The organism is Pseudomonas protegens, from assembly GCF_003363755.1.
Lineage (GTDB): Bacteria > Pseudomonadota > Gammaproteobacteria > Pseudomonadales > Pseudomonadaceae > Aquipseudomonas > Aquipseudomonas danubii.
The window spans coordinates 599,793-614,137 of the sequence record NZ_CP031396.1 but is presented as its reverse complement, the minus strand read 5'-3'; the positions used below and the strand labels follow the sequence as shown (position 1 = coordinate 614,137).

13 protein-coding genes are annotated in these 14,345 nt (G+C 66.1%); 3 read left to right on the top strand and 10 right to left on the bottom strand.

Going from position 1 to position 14,345, the window contains the following annotated elements; all coding sequences use genetic code 11:
* Nucleotides 1–23: 23 nt before the first annotated feature.
* The 3 genes from hpaE to DWF74_RS02470 are packed head-to-tail and all read right to left on the bottom strand — an operon-like array spanning nt 24 to nt 2,954.
* Nucleotides 24–1,484, bottom strand: coding sequence for a 5-carboxymethyl-2-hydroxymuconate semialdehyde dehydrogenase (hpaE, locus tag DWF74_RS02480; RefSeq protein ID WP_102863283.1), 1,461 nt, complete (start codon nt 1,482–1,484; stop codon nt 24–26).
* On the bottom strand, nt 1,485–2,285 hold the full coding sequence (locus DWF74_RS02475) for a fumarylacetoacetate hydrolase family protein (RefSeq protein ID WP_115580233.1): 801 nt from the start codon (nt 2,283–2,285) through the stop codon (nt 1,485–1,487).
* Between the two features lie 9 nt (nt 2,286–2,294).
* Nucleotides 2,295–2,954 (bottom strand): fumarylacetoacetate hydrolase family protein, encoded by a 660-nt coding sequence (locus DWF74_RS02470; RefSeq protein WP_115580232.1) that lies wholly within the window; start codon nt 2,952–2,954, stop codon nt 2,295–2,297.
* 207 nt (nt 2,955–3,161) lie between these two features.
* On the opposite strand from DWF74_RS02470, the gene hpaA reads away from it, so the two are divergent.
* On the top strand, nt 3,162–4,091 hold the full coding sequence (gene hpaA, locus DWF74_RS02465; protein WP_102863286.1) for a 4-hydroxyphenylacetate catabolism regulatory protein HpaA: 930 nt from the start codon (nt 3,162–3,164) through the stop codon (nt 4,089–4,091).
* A gap of 122 nt (nt 4,092–4,213) precedes the next feature.
* Nucleotides 4,214–5,278, top strand: a complete 1,065-nt coding sequence (locus DWF74_RS02460; protein ID WP_115580231.1) for a DUF1176 domain-containing protein — start codon at nt 4,214–4,216, stop codon at nt 5,276–5,278.
* A 36-nt stretch (nt 5,279–5,314) separates the two neighbouring features.
* Here the strand turns inward: DWF74_RS02460 and DWF74_RS02455 are convergent, their stop codons facing one another.
* Genes DWF74_RS02455 through DWF74_RS02435 form a run of 5 tightly spaced genes read right to left on the bottom strand, consistent with a single transcriptional unit; the run spans nt 5,315 to nt 11,259 of the window.
* Nucleotides 5,315–6,976, bottom strand: coding sequence for a GMC family oxidoreductase (locus tag DWF74_RS02455; RefSeq protein ID WP_115580230.1), 1,662 nt, complete (start codon nt 6,974–6,976; stop codon nt 5,315–5,317).
* 35 nt (nt 6,977–7,011) lie between these two features.
* Nucleotides 7,012–8,313 (bottom strand): carbohydrate porin, encoded by a 1,302-nt coding sequence (locus tag DWF74_RS02450; RefSeq protein ID WP_115580229.1) that lies wholly within the window; start codon nt 8,311–8,313, stop codon nt 7,012–7,014.
* Between the two features lie 51 nt (nt 8,314–8,364).
* A complete protein-coding gene (locus DWF74_RS02445) occupies nt 8,365–9,429 on the bottom strand; it encodes a 2,3-butanediol dehydrogenase (RefSeq protein WP_115580228.1) in 1,065 nt (354 codons plus the stop codon).
* Nucleotides 9,426–10,691, bottom strand: coding sequence for an MFS transporter (locus tag DWF74_RS02440; protein ID WP_115580227.1), 1,266 nt, complete (start codon nt 10,689–10,691; stop codon nt 9,426–9,428). The genes DWF74_RS02445 and DWF74_RS02440 overlap by 4 nt, the downstream gene beginning before the upstream one ends.
* Nucleotides 10,692–10,725: 34 nt before the next feature.
* Nucleotides 10,726–11,259, bottom strand: coding sequence for a 2,4'-dihydroxyacetophenone dioxygenase family protein (locus DWF74_RS02435; RefSeq protein WP_060839573.1), 534 nt, complete (start codon nt 11,257–11,259; stop codon nt 10,726–10,728).
* A gap of 307 nt (nt 11,260–11,566) precedes the next feature.
* Between DWF74_RS02435 and DWF74_RS02430 the strand changes: the two genes are divergently transcribed.
* Nucleotides 11,567–12,535, top strand: a complete 969-nt coding sequence (locus DWF74_RS02430) for a helix-turn-helix domain-containing protein (protein WP_102863292.1) — start codon at nt 11,567–11,569, stop codon at nt 12,533–12,535.
* Between the two features lie 22 nt (nt 12,536–12,557).
* On the opposite strand, the gene DWF74_RS02425 is transcribed toward DWF74_RS02430, so the two are convergent.
* Nucleotides 12,558–12,818: a hypothetical protein gene (locus DWF74_RS02425; RefSeq protein WP_115580226.1), complete on the bottom strand. Its 261-nt coding sequence runs from the start codon at nt 12,816–12,818 to the stop codon at nt 12,558–12,560.
* A 405-nt stretch (nt 12,819–13,223) separates the two neighbouring features.
* Nucleotides 13,224–14,345, bottom strand: a complete 1,122-nt coding sequence (locus DWF74_RS02420; RefSeq protein WP_162884056.1) for a class II histone deacetylase — start codon at nt 14,343–14,345, stop codon at nt 13,224–13,226.

The window sequence follows — 14,345 nt, the reverse complement described above, 5'->3', positions numbered from 1 at the left end:
GTGATCCGGGACGGTTGTAAACCTTACACGCCCCAGCGCGGGATGTGATGGCTGCCCATGGAGAGGCAGACGTTCTTGATCTCGGCAAACACTTCGAAGCTGTATTCGCCGCCTTCGCGGCCGGTGCCCGAGCCCTTGACGCCACCGAAGGGCTGGCGCAGGTCGCGGACGTTCTGGCTGTTGATGAACACCATGCCGGCCTCGATACCCCGGGCCAGGCGATGGGCCTTGCCGATGTCCTGGGTCCAGATGTAGGAGGCCAGGCCGTACTCGGTGTCGTTGGCCAGTTGCAGGGCCTGGGCCTCGTCCTTGAACGGGATCAGGCACACCACCGGGCCGAAGATCTCTTCCTGGGCGATGCGCATCCGGTTGTCCACGTCGGCGAACACCGTAGGCTGGATGAACTGCCCGCGAGCCAGGTGTGCCGGCAGGTTGGCCGGACGTTCCAGGCCGCCGGCCAGCAGGGTCGCGCCTTCTTCCAGGCCGATGCGGATGTAGCCGGTGACCTTGTCGTAGTGGGCCTGGGTGATCATCGAGCCGACCTGGGTCTTGGGGTCCTGCGGGTCACCGACGATCAGGCGCTTGGCCCGGGCGGCGAACTCCTTGACGAACTGCGGGTAGACGCTTTCCTGGATGAAGATCCGGCTGCCGGCGGTGCAGCGCTCGCCGTTCAGGGAAAAGATGGTGAACAGCGCGGCGTCCAGGGCCCGTTCCAGGTCGGCGTCCTCGAAGATCAGCACCGGCGACTTGCCCCCCAGTTCCATGGAGTACTTCTTCAGGCCGGCGGTCTGCATGATCTTCCTGCCGGTGGCGGTGCCGCCGGTGAAGGAGATCGCCCGCACGTCCGGGTGGCGCACCAGGGCGTCGCCGGCGGTGGCGCCGTAGCCCTGGACGATGTTCAGCACCCCGGCGGGAATCCCGGCTTCCACCGCCAGCCGGCCCAGCTCGTTGGCGGTCAGCGGCGACAGTTCGCTCATCTTCAGCACCGCGGTATTGCCCAGGGCCAGGCAGGGCGCGGTCTTCCAGGTGGCGGTCATGAACGGCACGTTCCATGGCGACACCAGGGCGCACACGCCCACCGGCTGGTACAGGGTGTAGTTGAGCATCTGGTCGTCCACCGGATAGCTGTGGCCATCCATGCGGGTGCAGACCTCGGCGAAGAAGTCGAAGTTGTGCGAGGCCCGGGGAATCAGCACGTTGCGGGTCTGGTGGATCGGCAGGCCGGTGTCCAGGGTTTCCAGCTCCGCCAGGTGCGGCACGTTCTCCTCGATCAGGGCGCCCAGGCGGCGCATCAGCCGGGCGCGCTCCTTGGCCGGGGTATTGGCCCATTTCGGAAAGGCATCCTTGGCCGCCGCTACCGCCTGGGCGATCTCCTCGGCGCCGCCGCTGGCCACCTCGCCAATGGCTTCGCCGGTGGCGGGGTTGTAGTTGGTGAAGACTTCACGGCTTTCGACTTCGCGGCCGTTGATCCAGTGCTTGATCATTTATGCGTGCTCCTTGGCCACGGCGGTGGGCTCTGGGTGGGCGTGATGGGCGAAGAATTCGCTTTCGCTGACGATACGGTTGACCAGCCGGCCGACGCCTTCGATCTCCACCACCACTTCATCGCCGGGCACTACATCGCTGAGGCCTTCGGGGGTGCCGGTGGCGATCATGTCGCCCGGTTGCAGGGTCATGAAGCTGGACAGGTATTCGATCAGGTAGGGGATGTCGAAGATCATGTCGGCGGTGCTGCCTTGCTGGCGCAGTTCGCCGTTGACCCAGGTGCGCAGGGTCAGCTTGTTGGGCTCGGGCACCTCGGCGGCGTCGATGATCCACGGGCCCACCGGGGTGGTGGCGTCGCGGTTCTTCACCCGCAGGTTGGGCCGGTAGTAGTTCTCCAGGTAATCGCGGATCGCGTAGTCGTTGCACAGGGTGTAGCCGGCCAGGTAGTCCAGGGCGTCCTCGCGCTTGACGTTGCGCGCGGTCTTGCCGATCACCGCCACCAGCTCGCACTCGTAGTGCATGTAGGCGACGTTGTCCGGGCGCCAGGTCACCTGGTTGTGGCCGGTGTAGGTGCCCGGCGACTTGATGAACACCAGGGGCTCGGTGGGCGGCTTGAAGGCCAGTTCGGCGGCGTGGTCGGCGTAGTTCAGGCCCAGGGCGAACAGGGTGCCGGTGGCCGGTGGCAGCCACTGCACCTGATCCTCGGCCAGGACCCGGCCATCTTCCAGTTGCAGGGTGTTGGGGCCGGTGACCCGAGCGTCGTGGACCTGGCCCTGATAGCGGATGCGCGCGTGTTTCATGTCGGTTCCTTATTCGGCAACGATGCTGTTGGCCAGACGGCCCAGGCCGCTGATCTGTACTTCGACCCGGTCGCCGGGCCGCACATCGACCCGGCCTTCGGGAGTGCCGGTGATCAGCACGTCTCCGGCATGCAGGGTCATGAATTCGCTGATCTCGGCAATCAGCTGGGGGATGTTGCGCACCAGGTTGGCGGTGCTGTTGTGCTGCACCCGCTCGCCGTTGACGAACAGCTCCAGGCTCAGGTCGTGGGGATCGCTGATCTGGGCGGCCGGCACCAGCTGCGGGCCGATGGCGCAGAAGCCGTCGCGGCATTTGGCCTTGACTGCCGGGCGGTAGTAGCTGTCTTCCGGCAGGCTGAACTCGTTGACGATGGTGTAGCCGGCCACATGCTCCAGGGCGTTTTCCAGGCGCACCCGGCTGGCACGCTTGCCGATCACCACCCCCAGGGCCGGGCCCGGTTGCAGGCGTTCGACGTCCTTGGGAAACACCACCGGTGCTTCATGGCTGTTGCGGGTGTTGGGGGTCTTGATGAACAGCACCGGCTTCACCGGAGGCTTCTGGTAGGGCGGCTGGGTGAAGCTTTGCAGATGGCTCTGCAGCAAGCCCTGGTAGTTCAGCGCAACGCCGAACAGGGTGCCGCCGGCGTGATCGTTCAGTGCACGGCTCATCGAGCGTCTCCTGGTTCCTGGTGTGGGGCCCCGCAGTGCGCTTGCCGCTGGCGGGGTGAATTCGTTAATGTATTAACGTTATATTTAATATGTTAATGATCGTCAAGCGCCAGCCTGAACGATTGCGTCTTGCCCTGGCGGGCCAGCCGCGAATCGCGCAGGATGCCAACGCTCTGCGTGCTGAAAAATAAAAAACAGAAGGGTGCCATGAACCCACGTCAACCCATTCCCAACATCAACATCGGTCAGGTCTACGATCAGCGCTACGCCGATGCCCAGGTGCATTACGACAAACTCAGCAACCTCGCCGGCTTCTTCGGGCGCAACATGCCGGTGCACCGCCACGACCGTTTTTTCCAGGTGCATTACGTGCAAAGCGGCGCGGTGCGGGTCTATCTGGACGACCAGCAGTACCTGGAGTCGGGACCGATGTTCTTCCTCACTCCGCCGACCATTCCCCATGCCTTCGTCACCGAGGCCGACAGCGAGGGCCACGTGCTCACCGTGCGCCAGCAGTTGGTGTGGGAGCTGATCGGCGCCGATCCGACGCTGGCCCCCGCGCCGCTGGTGCCACCGGCCTGCGTGGCCCTGGCGCGGCTGGGGCCGCAGTTCGCCGGCGAGGTGCGGCGCCTGGAGTGCCTGTTCCATGAGTTGCAGCAGGAAATCGCCGGGCAGGACGCGGGGCGCGAGCCGGCCCTGGAGGCCCTGACCCGGCTGCTGATGATCAGCCTGCTCAGGCTGTCGGCCAACTCCCTCAAGGCCCGTCCGGCGCGCCACGAAGACCTGCAGATCTTTCACCGCTTCAACGAGCTGATCGAGGCCCGCTACCTGGAGCACTGGCCCCTGGCGCGCTACGCCAGCGCCCTGGGGGTCACCGAAGCGCGGCTCAACGATGTCTGCCGACGCATCGCCGACCTGCCGTCCAAGCGCCTGGTGTACGAACGCCTGATGCAGGAGTCCAAGCGCCTGCTGCTGTTCACCGCCAGTTCGGTGAATGAAATCTGCTACCAGCTGGGCTTCAAGGACCCGGCCTATTTCAGCCGCTTCTTCCAGCGTTACGCCAAGACCGCGCCGGGGGAATACCGCGCGCGCCAGGGCCAGACCAACCCGCCAGGGGCCGACGCGCCAGGCCCTTGAGCGCTGGCGCCGGGCCGTTCGGCGCGGCGGCGATGCCTCGCCCCGGGGCGCTGGCGATGGCGGTATTCGAACCTGGGCGAGCGTGGCAGAATCCGCGCCTTTGTCTGACCAGGAGCGTCGTCATGCTGCGTCCCGCTGTGCTGTCTTTGCTGGTGCTTGGCGCCGCTCCCTGCCTGGCCCAGGAGCTGCCGGAACTGACCCCGCTGTGGGTGCAGCAGCAGGGCTGGATCAGCGCCTGCGACAACCGCCGCGACTGCCAGCTGCTCTACACGCCGAACATCGGGTTTGCCGAGCCGGTCAACCACCTGACCCTGATCATCCGCAGCCAGGCCGGTCCCGAAGGCCGGCTGCAGCTGCAACTGGAGCACCAGGGCGCGCCTATCGAGCCCAACGCGCTGCGCCTGGACGGCCGCCCGCTGGAGCCCGCCTTGCTGGCGGCGCTGGTGCAGGAAGTGGAAGCCCCCGACAGTACCCGGCAGCAGCAGTATTACCGGGTTGACGATCAGGCCCTGGCCCGGCAATGGCTGGCGCGGTTGCGCAGCGGGCAGGTGCTGGAACTGCCGGGGGCGCAACCGGCCCGGGTGCTTCTGACCGGGCTGGCCGAATTGCTGCAACAGGTCGATCAGGTGCAGCACCGCCAGGGCACGCTCAGCGCCCTGGCCACGCCCGGCGAACAACCGGCCAGCGCGGTGCCCAGGGTCCAGGCGGCCCCGGCGCTGCGCCCCTATCCCGGGGTGACGCCGCTCAGTGCCCGGGAGCGCAGCGGGTTGCGGGCGGCGGTGCAGAAAACACTGCCTCCGCCCAAGTCGGAAGAGGACGACGACTACGTCATGCCTGCGCGCATCGAGCTCTATCCGCTGACGGCGCAGCAGGCGCTGGTGTTCGAGTTCTCCGACTGCGGCGCCTATATCTGCCTGTTCGACATCAGCAGCCGCTCGCGCACCGCGCCCTATGCGCTACAGCCCCTGCTGATGCAGGCATTGCCGGACGGCAGCGTCGACCATACCGGCGGCATCAACTATGACCCCGAAACCGGGACGCTCAGCAGTTTCCTCATGGGCCGCGGGATCGGCGACTGCGGGGAAATGGCCAGCTGGCACTTCGACGGCCAGGCCTTCCAGCTCACCGACTACCGGCGCATGCCCAATTGCAGTGGCCTGGGCTATGACAACTGGCCGGTGCTCTAGAGTGCCGAGGCGCCGAAGCGCCCCTGAACCCTGGCCTCAGGCGCACGCGTGGCCCTGGGGCTCGGCGCTCGGCTGTGCCAGTGACGAGCCCAGCAGCAGGTCGGCGGCCTTTTCCCCGATCATGATCGCCGCCGCGTTGGTGTTGCCGGTGATCAGGCTCGGCATGATCGAGGCGTCCGCCACCCGCAGTCCCTGCAGGCCATGGACCCGCAGTTGATCGTCGACCACCGCCAGTTCGTCATGGCCCATCTTGCAGCTGCCCACCGGGTGGAACACCGTGCCCAGGTGCTGGCGAATCCATTGTTCGATCTGCTCCTGGCTCTGCACCTGCGGACCAGGCAGCAGTTCGCCCTTGAGGCGCCGGGAGAAGGCCTGGGTCGCGGCCAGCTGGCGCACCAGGCGCAAGCCGGCCACCAGTTTGCGCAAGTCCTCCGGGTGGCTGAGAAAGTTGGCCTCGATCAGCGGTTTGTCGTGGGGATCGGCGGAGTTCAGGCGCACCCGGCCTCGGCTTTGCGGATGCATCACCGCCACATGCAGGCTGATGCCATGGCCCACCGGAATCAGGCGCCGGGGCTGGTTCTTCAGGGCCGGGGCGACGATCAGCCCCAGCTCCGGCACCGGGTCTTCGGGCGTAAGGCGCAGAAAGGCCCCGGACTCCACGGTGTTCGACGTCAGCGGGCCCTGGCGCCGGGTCAGGTATTGCCAGGGCGAACGGGCCAGGGGCAACAGGCCCTTGGGCGAAAGGCCGTAGCCCAGCTCCGGGTCGCTGCGGTACATCAGCACGATGTCCTGGTGGTCCTGCAGGTTCAGGCCGACCCCCGGCAACGGGTGGCGCGGCAGGATGCCGTGGGATTTCAGTTCCTCCGCCGGGCCTATACCGGAGAGCAGCAGCAACTGCGGCGAGTTGATCGCCCCGGCGCACAGGATCACTTCCCGGCGCGCCTGCAATTGCCGGACCTCGCCGTTCTGGCTGATCTCCACGCCGCTGGCGCGAGTGCCTTGCAGCAGCACCCGGTGGGTCAGGGTGCTGCTCAGCACGGTCAGGTTCGGCCGCTGCAGGATCGGGTGCAGGAAGGCCCGGGCCGCGCTGCAACGCTCGCCGTTGACCTGGGTGACATGGAAGGGCCCGAAGCCTTCCTGTTCCGGGCCGTTGAAATCCGGGTTGTAGCGCCAGCCCAGCTCCGTGGCCGCCTCATAGAACACCTGGTTGACCGGGCTCGGGCTGCGCTGTTCGGCGACGTTGAGCTCGCCGTGCCGGCCGTGCCAGGGCGAATCCCCCGGTTCGAAATGCTCCGAACGCTTGAAGTAGGGCAGCAGCTCGTCGTGGCTCCAGCCCTGGTTGCCGGCGGCGGCCCAGCGGTCGAAGTCCTGGCGATGACCACGGATGTAGATCATGCCGTTGATGGCGCTGGAGCCGCCCCAGACCCGGCCACGGGGGCAGGGGATCGGCACGTCGCCGCTGGCGGCCTGGGCGCTGAATTGATGCATCCAGTTCCAGCGCGGGTTGGCGATCAGGCGGATGATCCCCGCCGGGGTGCGCACATAGGCGGCGGGCAGCAAGGTGCGGTCACTGGGCCCGGCCTCGATCAGGCACACCTGAAGCTTGGGATCGGCGGACAACCGGTTGGCCAGCACGCAACCGGCGGAGCCGGCGCCGACCACGATGTAGTCGAAGGTTTGCGTGGGGTGTTCAGTCATGGGGATACCTCCTTGGGCAGTCACAGAAATCCATCTCACAGCCCCAGCAGCGAGCCGACGTCTAGGGTCACTTGCAGGCCGACGACAAAGCCGTTGCCGGTCAGCTCGCGGGCTTCGGGGTTGTAGAAATTGTCCGGGTTGATCAGGTACTGGATGCTGGGTTCCACCGCCAGTTGCCGAGTCAGGGCGATGTGGGCGTTGGCTTCCAGGGCATAGACATTGCGCTCGCCCAGGCGCGGATCGCCGCCGTTGGCGGTCCGTGCCTGTTGCTGGAAGCGCAGTTGGTGATCGTTGAGACGCAGGTAGCTGGCCTTGAGGTTGAGCTTGTCCCGGGGCCGGTCGAAGGGCGCCAGATAGGTCAGCCCGGCTTCGGCGAACTGGCTGAAGGGCTGTTTGTCGTCGGCCGCCGCCGACAGCGAACCGAACAGCAGCAGGGCCTGGGGCGCGGTGCCGGTGCCAGCGTCGGCGCGCCACAGCGCCTGCTGGAACTTGAAGAAGGCGCCGCCGCTGCCGAATGCGGTGGCCCCGGTCAGCGGATCCACCTGTTTGGAGGTGTTGTAGTAGCCGTTGAGCTCGTAGTGGGCGCTGTAGGCCTCTTGGTTCTGGCGGCCGATGCCCAGCAGCAGGCTGGTGCCGCTGGCGTCGTCGGTGCTGAAATCCAGGCCCTTGCGTTCCTTCAGGTAGTCCACCGGGTTGGACTCGAAGGCGCCGCCGTGCACGTACCACTGGGGCGTCAGCTGGTACTTCAGGTAGCCGCCCCAACTGCCGTAGGGCGGCGGCAGGATGCCGGTGGAAGAGTCGATGATCGGGTCGTTGCAGGTGACGGTGCTTTCGCAGTTGTAGATATAGAAATAGCGCCGCGCGTTGGTCCGCCCCAGGCTCAGGTCGACCCGGCCGTCGAGCCAGGTCTGCTGGTAGGTCAACAGGCTCAACTGGTGGCTGGTGAGGTCGTTGTGGATCGGCGCGCCGCCAAAGTAGCTGCCGGCGGCGCCTTGCCAGTTGCGTGAGGTGGGCACGCCGGTCTGCTGGTCGAGGATGAACAGGGTCTGTTCGACGTGCAGCGCCGCGCCGTCCAGGCCGGCCAAGGTCCCCAGGTCGATATCGGCGCCGACGAACAGGTCGCCGCTGTTGCCGAAACTGTGGGGCCGCGGGCCGGTGTCGAGGTTCTTCATCGCCAGGCTGAGAAACTGCACATGGGGCGTAATGCCCCGGTCGGCCAGGTAGTCGCCCAACCCGGACAGTGGCCCGCTGCGGGGCGCAGCCGGGGCATCGGCGAAGCCATCAAGGGGCAGCAGCAAGGCTGCCAACAGCGGGCACAGCGCATAGGAAGCATTCATGTCGGGTACTCGTTTCTTGTTGTTTTTGTCTTGAGTGTTGAAAGCGATGGGTCAGGCCTCGGCCAGGGCCGGCGTCGGGTTGATCAGCACCTTGATCTGACTCTTGTCGTGCAACAGCGCCTCGAAGCCCTGTTCCACCGCCTGCTCCAGGGCCAGGCAGCGGGTCACCAGCCGCGACAGGTCCAGGCGTCCGCTGGCCAGCAGCTCGATCAGTTCGGGGTACACATGGCGGTAGCCGACGCTGCTGAGCAGGCGCAGTTCGTGGTTCACCAGGTGGAAGGCGTCGACCTGCACTTGGCCCATCAGGCCCACCAGCACGGCCTCACCGCCCTTGCGCAGGCAGTGCAGGGCATGGCTCAGGGTCTGCTGGGTGCCGGCGGCCTCAAAGGCTGAGTCGAGGCCGCCGTCGCTCAGTTGCCGCAGGCGCTCCTGCAACTGTGGGCCGGCGCCGTCCAGGGCGGTGCTGGCGCCGAATTCCAGGGCCAGGCGCCGGCGCTCGGGGTCCAGGTCCACGGCGTAGATGCGCTCCACGCCCCGCAACCGTGCCAGCAGGATCAGCAGCAGGCCGATGGGGCCCAGACCGAACACCACGCAACTGTCGCCGGCCAGCAGGCTGCTCTGGTTCAGGGCGTGGTAGGCCACCGCCGCCGGCTCCAGCACGGCGGCCTGCTTGAAGCTGACGCTCTCTGGCAGCCGGTGCAGCATGTAGGCGGGCACCAGGGCCTGCTCGGCAAAACCGCCGTCGCCCATCAGGCCGATAAAGCCCATGGACTCACAGAGGTTGTACTGGCCCATGCGGCAGTATTGGCATTCGCCGCAGCGATACTCCGGCTCCACGGCCACCCGTTGCCCCAGCAGGCTCGGATCGACACCGGGACCGAGGGCCACCACCTGACCGCAGAACTCATGGCCCAGGGTCAGTGGTGCCCGGCAGCCGGACAGCGGGTGGGCCGCGTGCTGGGGAATCGAGTGCGGCCCATCGGCGTACTCATGCAGGTCACTGCCGCAGATACCGCAGTAGGCCACCTGCAGCAGGACTTCCCCGGGGCCGGGCTGGCGCAGTTGCACCTGGCTCAGGCGCAGGTCCCGGGCGGCGTGCCAACGCAGTGCGTTCATGGCTGGTTTCCTTGCAGGACAGAGGAGGTGTGCTGGCGCTGTTGACGGGCCAGCACCGCCGGAGCGGTTTCCTTGAGAAACAGCGCCAGTACCGCTGCCAGCAAGGCGCCGCCACAGGACATCCACATGACGATGGACAGGCCGAAGCGGTCGGCGGCGAACCCGGCGATGGTCGGGGCGACGAAGCCGCCCACCAGTTCACCGATGCCCATGATCAGGCCCAGGGCCGTGGCCATGACTTCACGGGGCACGGTTTCCGCCGGAATGGTGGCCATGAACAGGGTGAAGCAGCCCAGGCCGGTGTAGGTCAGCAGCATCAGCCCGCCGAGCATCCAGGGCGAAGACGCATAGAGCAGGGCCATGGGGCAGCAGGCGGCGATCAGCGAGAACAGCACCAGGGTCGGTCGCCGGCCGATGCGATCGGAGATCGCCGGCACGCCGAAGCCCCAGAGCACCCAGGCGCCGCCCAGGCAGCTCATCACCGTGCCCATGCTGGCCGGGCTGTAGTCGCGGACCTTGACCAGAAAGGTCGGGGTGAAGGAAATCAGAATGATGAACCAGGTCAGGAACACGCAGCTGATCAGGGTGCAGAGCACGATGTTGCGGCTTTTCAGCAAGGCCAGCCGATGTCCGCTGCCCTTGCTCGGTGCGGCGTTGGTTCGGGATTCGCTCCGTGGCGGGTCCGGGTGCACGTAGCGCCAGATCAGCAGGGCGATCAGCAGGCCGGGAACCAGCGAGAGAATGAAAGCGTGGCGCCAGCCATAGGCTTCGGCCAGGGCGATCAGCAGCGGCGGGCCGATCACCGCCCCCAGCAGCCCGGCCGCCGAGCCTTGCAGCAGGCCCATGTTCAGGCCCCGGCGCTGGGGCGATGAAGCCTCCACCATCAAGGATTGTGACAAGGGCAGGATTGGCCCTTCGGCCAGCCCCATGATGGCGCGAAACAACAGCAGGCTGAGGAAACCGGTGACCAGCCCGGAGAGGGCCGAGCACAGAGAAAACAGGATCACCGCGACAATCAGCAGCGGCTTGCGCACGCCACGGCGGTCCGACCAGGCGCCCACCAGGGCGCCGGACACCGCCCAGGCCAGGGCCAGCACCGACGACAGCATGCCCAGGTGGCGGTTGCTCAATTGCAGTTCGTCGGCCATGAACGGGAACAGGAAGGACAGCGCCAGACGATCGAAAAAGACAAAGCCGAAGGTCAGGAACAGCACCCCGAGCAAGGTGTTCTGGTAACTGGCCTTGTTGTTTTTATAAGCCATGGTGGTTCTCCAAAGGAGGTGTGAGCGGCGCAGGTCAGCGAAACAGGGTGTCGATATGGGCCGCGCCCAGGCCGATCTTTTCGTAGTGTTCGCGGCACAGGGCGATGTAGGAGTGCACGTCGAAATAACCGTCGGGCTCACCCTGTTGGTCGAGCCAGATCAAAGGGCCCTTGACGATGAAGAACACCCGCATCGGTTGCTCGTGCTCGTAGGCCACCAGGGTGTGGCCTTCGCCCGGGGTTTCGTAGACGAAGTCGCCGGCGCTGGCCGTCCATTCGTGCTCCAGGTAGCCCCACTTGCCGGACAGGGTGTAGGCGAAGACTTCGTGAGGGTGGTAGTGGCGGTTGACCAGCCCGGCGCTGCGGGCCATGAGGATGTCGCACCAGCGGTTCTCGCTGGGGGAAATCCACAGCGGTCGCGACGACACGGTTTCGGTGAAGGGCACGTACAGGCTCAGGTCGTCGCTGGCGGCATTCGGCAGGTAGACCTCGGGCTTGGCATCAGGCTTGAAACAGTGGGCGATGGGCTGCAGGTCTTTCCAGAACTCACGGGTGGCGGCTTCAGGCATGGTCGACCTCGATTGTTGTGATAGGGGGCGTCATGGGGATGACTGAGGCGACTTTAGGCCCACGGCTGGACGCCGGTTTGATTGAATCGGACCGATTTGTTGTCTGTTTCGGACGGGAATTTTTCCTACCGAAAATAGCGAGGTGACGAGGCGGTTCCGGCGAACGGCTCTCACTGCGTTTCAAGTTGACAGGCTATATGGTTCAGATGTTAATGAATGGCCGCAGCCCGCAGATCATGCGGCCCCAGGTGCCCGGACACAGCCTTGCCGTCCGGGGAATATCCAGCCGCCCATGAGAAGAACAACAATGTCTCCATGCGCCTTGCTCGAAACCCGGCACGCCAGCACCCAGGCGGTCGACCCGGATCACCGCCTGAGCTTCTGGGAGGACTACAACGCCAGCACCCTGGTGGGGCTCAAGTGCAACTCCTACGCCGACGACGGTTTCACCGCCCGCCAGGACAACCTGCAGTTGGGGGCCATGCGCCTGGCGCGCATCGTGGGCAATGAACACGTGGTGGAACGCGATACGTCGATGATCCGCGGTGTACCCAAGGATTCGATCTTCGTGTCCCTGGTCACCGGCAGCGGTTCGTTCTTCTATCAGGACGGCGCCTGTCAGGTGCTGGAACCTGGGGAGCTGGTGGTCTACCGCACCGACAAGCCTTACCTGTTCGGCTTCTGCGGGGCGATGCGCCAGTTCATTTTCGACATTCCCCAGGAGCAGTTTGCCGAGCGCTGCCTGAAGCGTTTCGACCGGACGCTGAAGATCAGCGTGCACAGCGCAGTTCAGCGCTTGCTGTTGCGCACCCTTGGCGAGCGCACCCGGACGTTTTTCCAGCAGCCGCTGTGTGGCGAGGCCGAGACCTACCAGGAACAGGCCTTCGAACTGCTGGCCAGCATCATCGCCGGGCAGGTTGGAGAACGGCCCATCAATGCCCTGAGTGCTTCCTACCTGCTGGCGGCCAAACAGTGCATTCATGAACAGTTGGGGGACCCGGCCCTGAGCTGCGAACGGGTCGCGGCCCAGACCGGCATTTCTACCCGGCACCTGGCCCGGCTGTTCGCCATGGAGAACACCGTGCCCAGCCGCTTCATCCTGGAAAAACGCCTGCAGCAGGCCCGCCAGCTGCTTTGCAGCAGCCAGGGGGCAAGCCTGGACATCAGTGAAATCGCCTACCGTCATGGCTTTGTCAGCCAGGCGCATTTTGCCCGGGCGTTCAAGGCCCGTTATCAGCAGACACCCAGTGAGGCCCGGGCCCTGGAGCCGTTATAGCCAGGGCATTGCCCGCGGTGCTTCAGTCCGCCGGTTCCGTCGGCGGCGTGCTCCCGGCGGACCCGTGCCCGGGTGGCGCAGCCTGTTCGGAACCGCGACGCAGTGCGGCCAGGCCGCAGCTGTGCAACAGATCGTCCAGCGCTTCCTTGGCGGTATCGGCTACGGTGGTTTCCCTTGGGCCGGGGGGAGGTTCGTGAAGTTGTGCCGCTTGCTGCAACAGGCGGGCGCGGGCCCTCTGCCAGAAGTAGATCTCGTCGAGGTATTGCTTGGTCTTGCGGTCCATGGACATCTCCTCTGTCTCAGCGGATAGGCAAGCCCCCGATCAGTGGGAAATCCCGGCAACCGGGGATAGCGGGCAAGCAGACGGACAGGCCCCGGCGCACGACACACCCGATCCCGAAGGCAAAGGCGCGTTGCTACGGCACGCGAGAGTTCTTCCTGGGGTGAACGGCGAAAAAACGGACCCGTGGGTCAGGTTATTGAGGAGAGAATAGAAAACCTTTGGCCATCGTCAGGGCGAATGTGCCGGAGGGCTGCGCGAGGCAGCAGGCAGAGGAGCGGGGGGACGGGGCTCGGGCCGCGGCCATTGGCGTGGCGCAATAACGCGTGCGAGAGCTGATAAGGCAGGCAGTGGCTGATGTCCGGCGTCAGGCCGCTGAACATCAGCCCTGGGAGGGCGCCGGGCGGGTCAGCGAGCGGCGGTCGCTATGGCCACGGCCTGACGGTCCAGCAACTGGCGCTGAAAGGCCGTGAAGTCCTGCTTGGGCTGCTGCAGGCGCACGAACTCCAGCATCGGGTCCTGCACCGCAGTACGGATGCCCGACAGTGCTTCCAGGGTCGCCAGCCCGCAAAAAGGCACATAGGCCTCGGAGTAGCCGCCTTCGTGCACCAGTACCAGGCGTCCCCGGCACAGGCGTTCGGCAGCGTCGCGCAGGCACTGGGTCATCTCGCGGAAGGAGTCGCTGTGCAGCAGCATCCGCGCCAATGGGTCCACGGCGTTGGCGTCGTAGCCGCAGGCGACGATGATCAGCTCGGGCTCGAAGCGTTCCAGGGCCGGCACCACGATGCGCTGCATGGCGTACAGGTAGGCATCATGGCCACCACCGGGCAGCAGCGGGATGTTGATGTTGCAGCCCAGCCCAGCGCCGCGGCCACGGTCGTGCTCACCGCCGTAACCCGGTGGAAAGCAGCCGTCCTGGTGCAGGGACAGGGTCAACACGTCGGCCCGCTCTTCGTAGATCGACTGGGTGCCGTTGCCGTGGTGCACGTCCCAGTCGATGACCGCTACCTTGCCCAGGCCATGGCGGACCTTGGCGGCCTCGATGGCAATGGCGATGTTGGCCAGGAAGCAGAAGCCCATGGCCTGGTCGCGGGTGCAGTGGTGTCCCGGTGGACGGGACAGCGAGTAGGCGTTGTCGGCTTCACCGCTGAGCACGGCGTCCACGGCGGCCAGGGCCAGCCCGGCGGACAGCTTGGCGATTTCATAGCTGCCGGGTCCCACAGGCGCCTCGTCGCCCAGTTGACCACCGCCGGCATCGCTCAAGGCCTTGAAACGTTGCAGGTAGGCGGCACTGTGGACCCGTAGCAGATCGTCCTCGGTGGCCGCAGGGGCACTGCGCAGATGCAACTGACGGGTCAGGCCGCAGACATCCATCAGGCTTTTCAGCCGGCGCTTGGTTTCCGGTGATTCAGCATGCCCCGCGGCAGACGGCGGCTGGACCCAGCCGCCTACCGGGAGCGTCAGGACGTGGGGGCTGCCGCTGTGCCACAGGCAGCGTTCATCGAAGAAAAAAGCCGTTCTACAGGTCAT

Bases quoted from the DNA above. Each gene is read 5' to 3' on its own strand.
- hpaA (WP_102863286.1), top strand. From the start codon at position 3,162: ATGAACCCACGTCAACCCATTCCCAACATCAACATCGGTCAGGTCTAC.
- DWF74_RS02435 (WP_060839573.1), bottom strand. From the start codon at position 11,259: ATGCCTGAAGCCGCCACCCGTGAGTTCTGGAAAGACCTGCAGCCCATC.
- DWF74_RS02425 (WP_115580226.1), bottom strand. From the start codon at position 12,818: ATGGACCGCAAGACCAAGCAATACCTCGACGAGATCTACTTCTGGCAG.
- DWF74_RS02445 (WP_115580228.1), bottom strand. From the start codon at position 9,429: ATGAACGCACTGCGTTGGCACGCCGCCCGGGACCTGCGCCTGAGCCAG.
- DWF74_RS02470 (WP_115580232.1), bottom strand. From the start codon at position 2,954: ATGAGCCGTGCACTGAACGATCACGCCGGCGGCACCCTGTTCGGCGTT.
- hpaE (WP_102863283.1), bottom strand. From the start codon at position 1,484: ATGATCAAGCACTGGATCAACGGCCGCGAAGTCGAAAGCCGTGAAGTC.
- DWF74_RS02450 (WP_115580229.1), bottom strand. From the start codon at position 8,313: ATGAATGCTTCCTATGCGCTGTGCCCGCTGTTGGCAGCCTTGCTGCTG.
- DWF74_RS02475 (WP_115580233.1), bottom strand. From the start codon at position 2,285: ATGAAACACGCGCGCATCCGCTATCAGGGCCAGGTCCACGACGCTCGG.
- DWF74_RS02420 (WP_162884056.1), bottom strand. From the start codon at position 14,345: ATGACCTGTAGAACGGCTTTTTTCTTCGATGAACGCTGCCTGTGGCAC.
- DWF74_RS02430 (WP_102863292.1), top strand. From the start codon at position 11,567: ATGTCTCCATGCGCCTTGCTCGAAACCCGGCACGCCAGCACCCAGGCG.
- DWF74_RS02455 (WP_115580230.1), bottom strand. From the start codon at position 6,976: ATGACTGAACACCCCACGCAAACCTTCGACTACATCGTGGTCGGCGCC.
- DWF74_RS02440 (WP_115580227.1), bottom strand. From the start codon at position 10,691: ATGGCTTATAAAAACAACAAGGCCAGTTACCAGAACACCTTGCTCGGG.
- DWF74_RS02460 (WP_115580231.1), top strand. From the start codon at position 4,214: ATGCTGCGTCCCGCTGTGCTGTCTTTGCTGGTGCTTGGCGCCGCTCCC.